Source organism: uncultured Chloroflexus sp. (genome assembly GCF_937129525.1).
Taxonomy (GTDB): domain Bacteria; phylum Chloroflexota; class Chloroflexia; order Chloroflexales; family Chloroflexaceae; genus Chloroflexus.
This window is the reverse complement of the sequence record NZ_CAKZNK010000100.1, coordinates 39,502-52,701: the sequence shown is the minus strand read 5'-3', so window position 1 is coordinate 52,701 and position 13,200 is coordinate 39,502. Positions and strand designations below refer to the sequence as shown.

General features: G+C 55.0%; 13 protein-coding genes. 8 read left to right on the top strand and 5 right to left on the bottom strand.

Translation table 11 applies throughout. From position 1 onward, the window contains the following. Window positions 1-6: 6 nt before the first annotated feature. From Q0650_RS13100 to Q0650_RS13090, 3 genes are all read right to left on the bottom strand, one after another. Window positions 7-150 carry a hypothetical protein gene (locus Q0650_RS13100; protein ID WP_298819653.1) on the bottom strand — a complete coding sequence of 48 codons (144 nt, stop codon included), beginning with the start codon at window positions 148-150 and terminating at the stop codon, window positions 7-9. Between the two features lie 3 nt (window positions 151-153). Then, window positions 154-942, bottom strand: coding sequence for a CpsD/CapB family tyrosine-protein kinase (locus tag Q0650_RS13095; RefSeq protein ID WP_298819651.1), 789 nt, complete (start codon window positions 940-942; stop codon window positions 154-156). Window positions 943-1,034: 92 nt separating this feature from the next. Beyond that, window positions 1,035-2,078, bottom strand: coding sequence for a lipopolysaccharide biosynthesis protein (locus Q0650_RS13090; protein ID WP_298819650.1), 1,044 nt, complete (start codon window positions 2,076-2,078; stop codon window positions 1,035-1,037). 320 nt (window positions 2,079-2,398) lie between these two features. On the opposite strand from Q0650_RS13090, the gene Q0650_RS13085 reads away from it, so the two are divergent. After that, window positions 2,399-2,959 carry a DapH/DapD/GlmU-related protein gene (locus tag Q0650_RS13085; protein ID WP_298819676.1) on the top strand — a complete coding sequence of 187 codons (561 nt, stop codon included), beginning with the start codon at window positions 2,399-2,401 and terminating at the stop codon, window positions 2,957-2,959. Between the two features lie 11 nt (window positions 2,960-2,970). Here Q0650_RS13085 and Q0650_RS13080 read toward each other — a convergent pair whose 3' ends face one another. Both Q0650_RS13080 and Q0650_RS13075 read right to left on the bottom strand, forming a co-directional pair. Next, on the bottom strand, window positions 2,971-4,218 hold the full coding sequence (locus Q0650_RS13080; protein ID WP_298819647.1) for a hypothetical protein: 1,248 nt from the start codon (window positions 4,216-4,218) through the stop codon (window positions 2,971-2,973). A gap of 16 nt (window positions 4,219-4,234) precedes the next feature. After that, window positions 4,235-5,791: an alpha-L-arabinofuranosidase gene (locus Q0650_RS13075; RefSeq protein ID WP_298819645.1), complete on the bottom strand. Its 1,557-nt coding sequence runs from the start codon at window positions 5,789-5,791 to the stop codon at window positions 4,235-4,237. Between the two features lie 597 nt (window positions 5,792-6,388). Between Q0650_RS13075 and Q0650_RS13070 the strand changes: the two genes are divergently transcribed. The 7 genes from Q0650_RS13070 (at window position 6,389) to Q0650_RS13040 (ending at window position 13,152) form a co-directional block, all read left to right on the top strand. Then, complete coding sequence (locus tag Q0650_RS13070) at window positions 6,389-7,129, top strand: sugar transferase (protein ID WP_298819643.1); 741 nt, start codon at window positions 6,389-6,391, stop codon at window positions 7,127-7,129. Between the two features lie 11 nt (window positions 7,130-7,140). Next, entirely contained in the window at window positions 7,141-8,685 is a 1,545-nt protein-coding gene (locus tag Q0650_RS13065) for a WecB/TagA/CpsF family glycosyltransferase (protein ID WP_298819642.1), read from the top strand. Beyond that, window positions 8,682-10,379: a sugar transferase gene (locus tag Q0650_RS13060; RefSeq protein ID WP_298819640.1), complete on the top strand. Its 1,698-nt coding sequence runs from the start codon at window positions 8,682-8,684 to the stop codon at window positions 10,377-10,379. Before Q0650_RS13065 ends, Q0650_RS13060 begins: the two co-directional genes overlap by 4 nt. A 62-nt stretch (window positions 10,380-10,441) precedes the next feature. After that, a complete protein-coding gene (locus Q0650_RS13055; RefSeq protein ID WP_298819638.1) occupies window positions 10,442-10,780 on the top strand; it encodes an STAS domain-containing protein in 339 nt (112 codons plus the stop codon). Between the two features lie 7 nt (window positions 10,781-10,787). Continuing rightward, window positions 10,788-12,314 (top strand): PP2C family protein-serine/threonine phosphatase, encoded by a 1,527-nt coding sequence (locus tag Q0650_RS13050; RefSeq protein ID WP_298819637.1) that lies wholly within the window; start codon window positions 10,788-10,790, stop codon window positions 12,312-12,314. Then, entirely contained in the window at window positions 12,311-12,742 is a 432-nt protein-coding gene (locus Q0650_RS13045; protein WP_298819635.1) for an ATP-binding protein, read from the top strand. Before Q0650_RS13050 ends, Q0650_RS13045 begins: the two co-directional genes overlap by 4 nt. A 14-nt stretch (window positions 12,743-12,756) precedes the next feature. Next, entirely contained in the window at window positions 12,757-13,152 is a 396-nt protein-coding gene (locus tag Q0650_RS13040; RefSeq protein WP_298819633.1) for a response regulator, read from the top strand. Window positions 13,153-13,200 lie beyond the last annotated feature (48 nt).

Below are 13,200 nucleotides of genomic sequence, written 5' to 3'. Positions count from 1 at the left end.
CGCCGGTCAAATCAGGTTAAAGAAGTAGTACGCGGCTACGACCAGCGCACTTAAAGCAATCGCAATGAGAGCAACATCGCGCATGCGCCAGTGTGGCGTCAGTACACCAATGAACAAACAGATGACCAGAAAACCGACGAAGAATTTCATATTCTACTCCTGGGGGATCAGGCGATGAATCCAGCGGGGAGTAGCAATGTGCGCCTGATTGAGAATCACGCCCAATACCGGGACGTGTTGCAGGTCATTCAGCGCGCGTCGCACCTCTGTGACAGGAGTCACACCGTGACGGACAACCATAGCGTAGGCGGTTGCCAGCGCAGCCAGGGCCAGGGTATCACTCGTTTCGAGCACTGCCGGAAGATCGAGCAACACATAATCAAAGTGTGTGTTCAGGTGATCAAGTAAATTCCGTAACTCGGTGCCACGCGCCAGCAAGGGCCGCTGTTCGAGCGCGGCAACGCCGGCGGGCAATAACCGCAGACCGGCATAGTTAGTCGCCAGCAGCGTTTCATCGAGCGTCGCCTGTCCTCGCAACACATCGGCCACGCCTGGCAAGACCGGCAATGGCGGCGCCACCTCTTCCGGTTGAGCTGCTTTGCGCTTAGACTTGACCTCTGGCGTTGCCAGCGGCCTGAGATTAGCCAGCATACCCGGCGCCACCCAGTTGAGTTCGACAACGCACACCCGCTTGCCGGTATCGTGCGCCAGTGTGACAGCGCTGGCCAGGGTAATGCAGGTGACACCCTCATTGCGCAGAGCTGAGGTAAAACCGATCCGATTGGGCAAACGCTGTCCAACCAGCAGATCGGTCAACATGCGTCGCAACTGGCCGATCTGCTCACCGGCAAAAGCGCGACGCAGTGCGCCATCGGCGGTTTCGATCACCAACGGTGGATCAGCAACCGTCGTATTAGTCTTGTTTTTAAGCCATCCAAACATGACACGTCCTTACGGTAGATAATCGGTTTTGTCAGGTCGGTAGCAACCCAACCGTTTGACACCGGCTGCGTGGCTGCGGGAAGCAACAATTTTCATACCTGTGGTTGCAACGTTGGTTGATCCACTTCCACAGTCGCTGCCACCAGTGACGTTGACGGCACTACCTGCTGACTCAGCGGCACAATCGCCAGCAACGGCAGATTAAGGGCCTGTTGCACATCAACCGGGAAACGCAGGCTCCGATCGAGTAATGCGCCACCGCCGATCAGGCTGGCCGAAAGAAAAACACCAATCGCGACAAAGATGATCATATTCTTCACGAAGCCGGTGAGCGAAAACTCGGCTTTTTGCGGGATTTCGGGCTGGTCGATGATCTGGTAGGTCTGGCGGATCAAACTTTCATTCTTCACCAGCGCCAGACGAGCGCTCTCTTCGTTCTCTTGAGCGGCGCTCAATCGCTCTTCGGCTCGCGCCAATGCTGCCCGCAACTGATCAAGCTGGAACTGCTCACCAGGGGGACGCTCGCCACGCACCGGTTCGGGATTGGCGCTAAGGAAATCGATCAACGCCTGACGAGCCGAATCCACTTCGGACTGGTAGGGTGCGATCAGATCTTCAAAAAATCTTTGGGCAGCGACACTCTCTTGAAAATCGGTGTTCATCTTCCACTTGAGGTAGGTATCCATCGTTGCCACCACCAGTTGATACGAAAGCTCCGGATCATCGGTCGTGGCTCGAATCTCAACCAGTTTGTCGCCAAGTGGATTAATACTAACCTCTTCGCGGAAGAAGGTGAAGGTCTGCCACACCACTTCCGGGCCGCCAGCCATCAACGGCTCGAGTTTCGTCTGCTGGATCGCCGAGCGCACGAAGGCATTGGTCGCCAGCAACTCGTACAGCTCATTTGTTGTCGCCTGAGCCGGTGTTACCCACCACGAAGCGTCACTGTTCGATGAAGTCAGCGAGGCGAGCAGGCTATCTTTTTCGATGTAGATCTTGCCACTTGAGAGATATTCCGGCGGCAAGAGCAAGATATAACCGCCACCCAGGATCAATGCCAGCACGAATGGCGCCAGACTGAGGAAAGGGCGACGGAAAAAGCTTTCAAGCAGCCGCAGAATGATCAGGCGAACCATACTGCCAAATCCTCTCATAACTAAAAAGGTGGAGGTCGATTACATCGACCATCAACAACATCATACCAATAAATACTCTGCCATAGCGTGAATGCAAGCTTTTCAATTCGTCATTCACTTCGCGAACTGTTCAGAGATCCATCAACCAGCAATGACGCATCACAATGACCCATAACGCACAGCAGGCCTCGTTCATACCATTTGTCTACGACCTTCATTTCGGTTAACAGTTTCGTCAAACTAGATCCATCCTATAGCATCAACCGAACCGATCTGGCACAATAGAACCGGTCAATAAGCCATTGAGTGAGGTCAATGTGATGCCAAAACTACCCTTCAGCAAACTTTCCCGCATTATTGCCGAAGAGTCAGGCGCTCTGCAACCGCGCTTGTTACTCATTAACGGCATGTTGGGACTGCTGCCACGCTACGTTGCCGCGCGATTGCGTCCCCGTATACTGCGGTTGGCCGGGTTACCGATTGGCGACGGTACCATCATTATGGGCCCGCTCCGTCTACACGGCTACGGCCCGATCAGCAAGCGCCTGCGCATTGGCCGCAACTGTGTCATCAACACCGACTGCTTTTTTGATTTGAACGATTGCATCACCATTGCCGATCACGTTGGCATCGGCCATGAAGTGATGATCCTTACTGCGTCGCATGAGATGGGCCAGGCAGCGCATCGAGCCGGGCCGCTTACCACTGCGCCGGTCACCATCGAGAGCGGGGCATGGATCGGCGCGCGAGCGCTGATATTACCGGGTGTGCAGATTGGCGCCGGCAGCGTGGTAGCTGCCGGCAGCGTTGTTACGCGGACAGTGCCGGCCAATACGCTGGTTGGCGGAGTGCCGGCCAGGCCGATCCGTCAGCTCGATTAAGGATCTTCCGGTCACCGCAACACAATCGGCACCCAGTATTTAAGCGGTGAAAAGATCGTGACCGTCGTCCCGCGTTCAGACTGCTCTTTGGGATCGCCATTGCCATTGGGATCTGGATCAAGCCCGGGCAATGAAACGTCGGTAACAGTGACGTTACCCGAGCGCGCGCTCAGATTGACAATATTTTGGAATACTGTCGGTCCTGTTGGCGGGCGCACCCAAATGATCAAGCGCAACCGCGCGCGCTGACCCTCATCCAACACCTGATCGGAGGCCAGTAATTCCAGGTTTGTTCGCCCATCGAAGGCGGGATTGACCGTTAACGCAGTAAACCCACTTTCGGTCAACGCGCTGAGTTCAACCAATTCCCAATCTTCAGCAGCGGCAAACACCGTTGCCAGATCATCAACCGCTTGCAAGTCAGAGACCGGGTCAGCGCCGAGATTGCGGAAGGTTATCCAGTATTCAAGCCGAAAACCTTCCCGTCCGTCGCGAGTTTCAGCAACAGGTGGCAGCGCATATTTTGCCACACCCACACCACTGACACATTGTTTAAGATTGATCTGGGTCATGACAAAATCATCACCGAAGGAACTGTTTGTCAGACTATCGATCCGTAGCGTAATACTGGTCACACCACTCCCGGTGGTAAATGCGAATTGGATTAGCACCCACTGATCGGGCGTTTTTGGCACCACTGTTGTGCCGACCGAGACATTGTTGACGCGCAATTCGATGATCGGATCGGCGGCGCCATTTGCGCTCTTCACCGGGTCGAGCAGATTATCGAAATAGGCAAAGAAGTTGTACGTCGTATTCGGCGCAACCGTTACCGTCTGCTGCCACAACATAACCCGGCCATTGCCAGCTTCATAGTTCGCAACGCTTGGATTGGAATAGAAGTATGTATCAGTAGCCGGAACATCGCGCTGCGGATCGCCGGGAAATGGACGACCGTAAAGATAAGGATTGGTTTCAAAGGGTGGATACACCACCGACCCGGTCTGGATCGAAAATCCACCACCATTCGCATCATCAGGATAGACACCGGCGCCGCGATTGGTTAAGGCAGTGGTGAAGCCGACTGCGCCCTGGGCAAAATCACCGTTCTGCACCAGATTATCGCCGCCAACGATGGTGTTGACGGGGCAACCGCCTGCTCCGGGATCAAGGATCTCAGCGCGCGCCGGCTGGGCCGCGCTGAAACTGACAAGCACGATAACAGTCACTGTTATCAAATAAAGCCATCGCTGCGCCATAGTGCCTCCTGTGCGATCATGAGCTGGTGAAGGTCAGTAATGTGATAGCGAAAGGAGTAAACGTGAAGGGTTGTTCAAGTGGCACCGGCGACTCTGTCTGAACCAGCGAAACCGTTTCAGCCAGCAGATCATCCGCGCTGATGATGGTTGCCGATACCTGCCATGAACCTTCCGGCAAGCCGAATGTAGCCTCAAGTGGTTGTGCGGTCTTGTTAATTGCCAGCAGTGTCAATGTGCCGTCAGACCGACGGCCTGCATACAGACTCAACGTTTGCGCGGGATCGAACGGTGACTGCACCTCCAGCAGCTCATCACCGAAGCGACTCCAGAGCATCAGAGCGTAGTACGATGGGTTGGGGTCAAAGGTATCGGCGTCAAGCAAACCGTAATCGGTGCCATTGGCTGCGCGTCCATTTGCCAGATCCCATTGATTGGCGATGGCAACACCATGAGTGGCCATCTGGCCAATCGAATCGGCGATGAAGAGCAGATTAACTGCTCGCCGCATCAACTGGCCATTATCGAGATCTTGAAACGAGACCAGGTTGTATTCAGTGACCGCCACCGGCACTTGTCGGCCCACATGTTGTTCGAACGCGGCCCGCAGATCAGACATAATCGTGGCCCAGCTCCGCTGCGGTTGTAGCAATGCGCCGGCAGGGTTTTCTGGCGGTTGAAAAAACGGATAGTAGTGAACAACATAAAAATCGAGCTTCTCGCCGGCGCCGGCAATAACGCGATGCCCCCAATCTGTCCACTCATCAGGCTTTTCGATCCCAACGGCGCCAATCTGGATCGTTGGATCAACCGCCTTCATCGCATCGTAAAAGGCAAGATAGCCATCATAGGCAATGCCATTGACGGTAGCGCCGCGCAGATATTCATCGGCATCGCACGTCCAGACATCTTCCCAACCCCACTCTGAACAATTCGGGCCGACATCGCGCTTTGCGCCGTACACCTCATTACCAATCTCCCAATAGCGCACCGGAAACGGATCCGGACTAACCAGATCGGCGCGCAGCCGCGCCCAATAGCCAACCGTCTGCCAGTCGCGCCCGCGAGCATCAACGCCGATGATGCGGGTGTCATCAATCGATCCGTTAAAGAAGGCAACCAGCGCTGCTGCTTCCTGGGCTGAACCGTTGATTGAGACTGTCCAGATAATCTCGGCATTGACTGCGCGGGCAAAACGCAGGAAATCAGATGGTTTGGCAGCCCATGGCCAATAACAACCATCGCCACCAGTTTCGCAATCGGCCCAGGCATACGAATTACTCCAGCTACCGCCGGGCATTCGTAGCAAGGTTACACCTGCCTCGGCGGTGCGATTGATAAACGTCTCATCGCTCAGGCGATAGGGGTTCAACCATGCTGGCACATTCGTGCCGAGCAGGTACCGGCTGAAAGGACGGGCCTGCGCTGGATTGATCACGATGGTTGGGCGATTCGCATCATGTGGTGGAAGTCCAGGCGCAGTCGCCACGGTGGTTACAACAGGCTGAACGGTTGGTATCACCGTAGGAGCTGGCACAGTAGTCGGTGTATTACAGGCAGCCAGAAGCAGTGCCATTGATAGAGCGAAAACTCGTTTCAAAAAAATCATAAAAAAACCTCTGCAAACTGTATATGCCAATCTGAACACTCCGAGATAGTCTCACGCACGATACATGATGTGCGACATATCTGACAAATCAATGGTTATACTTCAGCGCCAACCTCTTCGAGCGGAAACAGCTTGCTGATGCAACAAACAGACGTAGCTAAGGATCGCCAAAATAACCTTTCGTTTAATTATTTCGGTCGTCAGGATGACAGTTTGCACGTACTGAGATCGAGGCAAGCGCCTGAGAGGGTTGCCACACTGGCCGCAAATACAGAGACAGAAGAAGCAGGTCGATTTCATAACAGAACGCCAGCTTGAGAAAGCTCTGGACAAAGGGACACGTAAGGGCGTGCAATAGATGGAGTCTGGAAATAACGATAGCCGGCTTTATTCTCAATTGCTCTACACTGAAACGGGTAGCCACTGCCGGACAACCGGTGCCTCAGCCTGTTACAGTCAGCGCGTATGGCGTGACATATTCTTAACCGGCAAGCAATCACCTGTAAGGTTTTTGTTCGCTTACTGGTATATAGTAAAGCGCAGAGAGTTTTAGGAGGTACCAGGATGATGAGCGCACCAGAATTATCACCACTTGACGAAAAGAGCCGACGCATGCTGGAAATTTTTGCCGAGCGCCGCTTTCAGCGCACCCGCGCAAACCAGCGCCTGCGATTCACCCTCTCACTATGGGTTATCCGCACCAAGTTGCTCGCTCGTCTCAAGCGGGTATTAGATGTTACCGTCGCCTCAATGGCGATTGTGCTGACTTCGCCGATTATGCTGATCACGGCAATTCTCATCAAGCTTGAGTCGCCGGGACCGGTGATTTTCAAGCAAGTGCGCGTCGGCAAAGACGGTGAACATTTCTATTGCTACAAGTTTCGTTCGATGTACGTTGATGCGGAACAGCGACAGCGCGAATTGCAGACCAAAAACGAAGCTGACGGTCCTGTCTTTAAAATGAAGCACGATCCAAGAGTGACGCGAGTAGGCCGCGTGATTCGCAAGCTGAGCATTGACGAATTGCCCCAACTCTTTAACGTATTGAAAGGTGAGATGAGCCTGGTTGGGCCCCGTCCGGCCCTGCCGAGTGAGGTAGCCCGCTATACCTACGAGCAACTGGGTCGCCTGCACGCAATTCCAGGGATTACCGGATTACAGCAGGTCTCAGGGCGAAGCGATCTCGACTTCAAGCGCTGGGTCGAACTTGATTTGCAATATATCGCCGAGCAGAGCATCTGGAAAGACATCGAAATCCTGTTGCGCACGATTCCGGCGGTGTTGTTGGGGCGTGGGGCATATTAAGGGTAGCAACCATGCGCAAACTGCTTGTCATTCTCGGTGTGCCGGTTGACAACCTGACGATGGCCGAAGCGCTTGATCGCTGCGACGAGTTTATTGCAGTGGGGCGAGCTACCGGTCGTCTACATCAGATTGCCACTGTTAATGCCGATTTCGTTGTCAATGCGCTGCATGATCCCGAACTGCGACGCATCCTGCAAGAAGCCGATATGGCGACAGCCGACGGCATGCCGCTCGTCTGGGCCTCACGCCTGCTCGGCGGACCACTGCCTGGCCGGGTAACCGGCGCCGACATGGTACCGGCGCTGGCCGAGCGCGCTGCCCAACGAGGGTATTCAATTTTCTTCCTGGGCGCGCGCGAAGGTGTCGCCGCCAAAGCTGCGGCTATTCTGCAAGAACGTTATCCCGGTTTGCGCGTGGCCGGCGTGTTGTCGCCGCCACCCGGATCGGTGCTGGATATGGATCGCTCAATCGTTGAAACCGTCAAAGCAGCCCGGCCAGACATTCTGCTGGTGGCGTTTGGCAACCCCAAACAAGAGAAGTGGATCAGAATGTACGCGCATGAATTGCGCGTGCCGATTGCGATTGGGGTCGGTGGCACATTTGATATGATCGTGGGAGTTACCAAACGGGCGCCGGTGTGGATGCAGCGAGTCGGCCTGGAATGGGTATACCGGTTAGCGCAAGAGCCGCGCCGATTGTGGAAACGGTACGTTCACGATTTCATCTACTTCGGGTACTTCTTTGCCCGACAATGGTGGGCAATGCAGCGGGGAAGAGCGCTCACCATTATTCCCACTGCTCCTGCCGCACCATCGGCTGCGCCGGAAGCTCCCGCTGTGCCGGAACCTCCCGCAGCATCATTGCCATGGCCTGTGCTGACCGTTGAGCCACGGCTCGAAGTCGCTAACCTGGAACCATTCACCGTTCGAGCCAATCAATTGTTGGAAGCACACCCTTTTTTGATCCTTGATCTAAGCGCAACCCGGTTTCTCGATAGCTCGGCCCTGGGCGCATTAGTCGCACTGGCCAAACGCGCCCGCACAAAGGGAGGCGACCTCTTCTTGCTCAATGTGCAAGAGCCTGTGCGGCAGATCCTTGATTTGCTCAAACTCAATCGCTTTTTTGAGCAATTTTCCGATCTAGCGGCAATTGCCGAATGGATGGAACGTCAACAACAACCAGCGCCAATCCAACCCGCGCCAACACTTTCCGGCTGGACGATCATCCCGGCGCCGCGAGTGTTCGACGCCACTACAGCGCCAGCACTGCTAGAGCAGACTGGCGCTGCGCTCGCCAGAGGTGAACAGGTCGTCATCGATTGTAGCCAGACAACATTTATGGCCAGCGCCGGAATGGCTGCACTGGTAAAACTCGACCGGTTGGCCCGTGAGCAGGGGAGCGCGCTACGTCTGGCCGGTTGCGCACACGATGTCTTGCGCACCCTCCAACTGGTACGCCTCGACCAGGTATTGGCGATCTTTCCCGATGTATCGGTGGCGACTGCTACGCCAACAAAGCCAGCTCCGATTGCAACTGAAGGGGGCTTAACTCGATGACCATTGCGTTGCTGATTGCGACTGCTGAAGAGCGTCATTTGCCGCCATTGACCGATGTCTTGCCGGATGTCTTGTTGCCGATCATTGATCGACCGGTCATGGCAGTTGCGGTCGAACTGCTGGCCAGGGCCGGTATCAAGCGCATTCTGATCGCGCTACACGAACAGAGCGCCCCCATTACGGCAGCCTTCGGCAGTGGCAAGCGATGGGGTGTTGATATTGAATATGTCACGTTACAAGAAGCCTGGGGTGATGGCGGCGCCTTGCGTTGGGCCGGGCCACTGATAAATGAAACCTGTCTGGTATGGCCGGGCAACGCGATTATCGACCTGCCAATTGAAACGGCGCTGGCACACCATCAGGCTCATGGCGGGCCACTCACGGTCATTACTCACCCGGCGCGCGAGTACGCCCACCCGGAGGCTGCTATTGCTGAAGATGGAACCCTGCGCGCCGTGTTGCCGGCTAAGAGCGATGGCAATGTTGTCACTCTCACCGGAGCCTACCTCATTGAACCGAGCTTGATCGCACAAATTCCGCTGCGCAAGCGATGCCAGATTGTCACCGATCTGTTACCGCACTTATTGGAACAACACATACCGATACACAACTTTACCTTTAGCGGCTACTGGAATCCTTTGACAACACTGGCCAGCTACCACGAAGCGCAGCAGGTCTTTTTGTACAGTGCCTACCGGACTGCCGACCCGACAGTCACCGATGGCCCGCGTGCCACCGTGCGATACCCTTCAATCCGGGGTCGCCAGATCGCACCCGGAGTATGGGTAGGACGCAATGACTCCATCCATCCCAGCGCGCGCATTGCGCCACCCCTCTACATTGGCGACAACTGCTGGATCGGGCGCGATGTTGAGCTTGGTCCGGGCACGGTAATCGGCGCCGACTGCATGATCGATGACGAAGCTACCGTAACAGCCAGCACCGTCTGGGCAGATACCTACATCGGTCAACTGGTCAATGTTGATCGGCGTATTGTTTACCCAGGCATGATCATCGATCCAGAGAGTGGTGAACAAACCGCAATTGTCGATCCGTTCCTGATCGGACGAGTCTCGGCAGCAACGGTGAATACAAACCGGCTGACCAGCGTTTTGAATCGGATCGGCGCCCTGCTCATCCTCATTGCGCTCAGCCCACTCTTTTTGTTCACCGGACTGCTGGCCGCGATCGGCAGCGGCGGTCGGCCACTCGTTCGGCTACCGCGCGTTGGCGAGCGCGTGACGCTGGCCAACGGGCAGACCACATTCCGCCCATTGAATCTCTGGCGCTGGCGCACCCGTCATGCCGATGGACGCCCGCTCTGGTTTGGGGCATGGCTCGAAGCCTGCGAATTTCACCGGTTACCAGAACTTTTGAATGTCATCAACGGCGATCTACACCTGGTCGGTATTAAACCACTCTCGCCCAACGAAGTCGAACTGTTGCACGAAGCGTGGCAGCAACGTCGCTATGAAGTTCCACCCGGCATAACCGGTTTATGGTACGTACAGGCCGCCGGTGATCTCGATTCTATTGTGGTTGCCGATGTATACTATAGTGCAACGCATACATGGCAAGATGACCTGAAGATACTGTTGCGCACACCGCGGGCCTGGTGGCATCGGATGAAGGCAACGAAAGTGACATCTGAGATCGGCGTAGCCGTAAAAGCCGACCTTGCGCCACCCAGGTAAAGATAACGAGGTGTGATCGGGGCAGTATCACCAGGTGCCTGGGTTAAAGGAGGATTATACCTATGGAAATCAAGCCGCGAACAGTCGGCAATGTGGCAGTGCTGGCGATTGAAGGTCGGTTCGACGCGAATACCGCGCCTCCCGTCCAGCACTGGCTTGAACAGGCAACTGCCACCCCTGGCGCGCGTGTTTTAGTCGATCTGACCGAAACCACCTTCGTCGACTCAACCGCGTTGGCGACGCTGGTATCGGCGATGAAACGCTGCCAGCAAGGGAAAGGTGAATTTGCGCTCTGCGGTTTGCGCCGACCAGTGTTAATGATTTTCGAACTGACCCGACTCGATAAAGCGTTCAACATCTTTGTTGATAGCGAGCATGCGCTTGCTGTTTTGAATGCCTGAGACCACAATGATGCTTGTTTCGTTGCTCAGCTCACAATACAACCGCATTCAGGCATTAGCCGAAGCATGGCTGGCGCAAGGCGCGCAGGCATTTGGAGTTTTTGAACAGGGACGGGCGCTTGCCTACTGGCCGGCTGGACAGCGACTGTTGCCAGCCGATCTCAGCGCAGCCATCTACTGTTACAACGAAGTCGTCGGCGAACTTCGTCTAAGCGGCATTCGGCACAAAGCAGCGCAACAACATCTGAAAGCCGAAGCTGAGCTTATCGGTTACATGTTGCAGCTCGAATACGAGTTGCAATGCATGACCGCCGATCTGGTTGCCAGTCAGGATCAACAACTCGCGCTCTACCGATTAACGCAGGCGATGCGCGATCTGGTAACAGTGCGTGAAACGTTGACGGCTGTTGTCCATGAAGCGCAGCGTATGTTGAGAGGGCGAGCCGGCTTTGCAACCTACGTGTCAACAAACGGTGGCGATCCGATCGTTGTGCAATCGGAAGAATCGAGGCTCAACGTCGAGACGATCTGGCGACTATTCTGGCAACTACAAACAGAAGATCGTCCGCTCTTACTCAGTGAAAATGATGGCGATCTGCGCCGGCCACCCGGCGTGCATAACCTGTTGGTGGTTCCAGTCCGGGTGCGGGGGATGGTAGTAGCCAGTATCGGGATCATGGATCGGGCAGAAGGTTTCGGCACTCCTGAGCTGAAACTTGGGCGAGCGCTCGCCGATCAGGCCAGCGCACAGATCGAGCGGATCTTACTCTACCAGGAGATGGTAGAACAGGCGCGTCTACGCAGCGAAATGGATCTCGCTCGACGAGTGCAAACCGATCTGCTTCCCCGCGTCCTGCCAGAGGTGACCGGTTTAGAGATCTTCGCCTATTCGCGTCCGGCATTACAGGTTGGCGGCGACTTTTTCGATTTCATCAACCTGCCCAACCATCCATTCATCTTTACCATCGGTGACGTGAGTGGGAAAGGCGTTTCGGCGGCGCTGTTAATGTCGATGACACGCACTGCCTTGCACAGCAAAGCGCAGTTTATGCCATCGCCGACACCGGCACTGGTGATGCGCCAATCCAATGAAGATCTCTACAACGATTTTACCCGGATCGGCGTCTTTGCAACTGTCTTTGTCGGTCAATACGAGGTCGAGCAACAGACTATCACATATGCCAATGCGGGTCACGCGCCGGTCATTTACCGACCGCGCAACGGTCGAGCTGAATTATTGCTGGCCGATAACACGGCTATCGGTATCCTGCCAACCAATCACTTTCAAAATCGTTCGCTCGCGATGGCAGCAGGTGATCTCTTGATCGTTGCCACCGACGGTTTCAGCGATGCCCGTAACGAACAAGATGAATTATTTGGCATCGAACGATTATTGAACGCGGTCGATGAACTGTCCAAGCTTTCAGCGCGCGAAATTGCCGATGGTTTGTTTGATGCAGTGGATCGATTCAGCGCGGGCCATCCGCAAGATGATGATCAAACGCTTATCGTGCTCAAAGGAGTAGAGCCGTGAGCAGGCAACCCAGCGAAGTGATCCGGCTGGATCTACCGGCCCGCCATTCCTATCTGCACCTGCTGAGTGAAACTATTGCCGAATTACTTCGGCAGGTAGGAGCAGACAATGAAACGTTGATATACAATGTGCAGTTGGCTGCGCATGAAGTCTGCACAAATATCGTCAGTCACGCTTATCGGAATCGGCGCGATGGCGAAGGACGCATTCATATCACCTTAACGCTCTACCCACAACCACCCCGCATCGAGATCGAATTGCACGATACGGGAGAGACGTTCGATCCAGAACTGGTGCCGCAACCCAACCTTAGCGAGGCCCAAATCCACGGCTATGGTTTGTTTCTCATTCGCCACTTGATGGATAAAGTCAGCTATACATCGCTTCCTGATGGAAATCGCTGGCACCTGGTCAAGCATTTAAGCTAAAGGAGACTCTGAACATGACCACGATCATGATCGTCGATGACTATATACCGAGCAACCGGTTGATGGGGTTCGTGCTCGAACAACACGGCTATAAAGTGGTTACTGCCATTGATGGCGAGCAGGCGTTGCGCCGACTCAACTCTGCGGAAGTCGCTCTTGTTGTCACCGATCTTACGATGCCGCGGATGGACGGGATTGAACTGGCTCGCGCAATTCGCGAGCATGAACGCTATGCCGACTTGCCAATCATTATGGTAACCGGCAGTGTCAAAGAGCAAGACGAGGTCAAAGCAGCCGGCGTTGGCGTCAACGCTTTTCTGACCAAGCCGGTTGACTCAGACGATCTGATTTGTGAAGTTGATCGGCTCTTGCGGCGCCGCGCGCCCAACCAAAAATTCGCTGCCAGGTGACTGTCTCGTTAGATGAAATCTATGCGTATTTCAGCATAGTTTCAACAA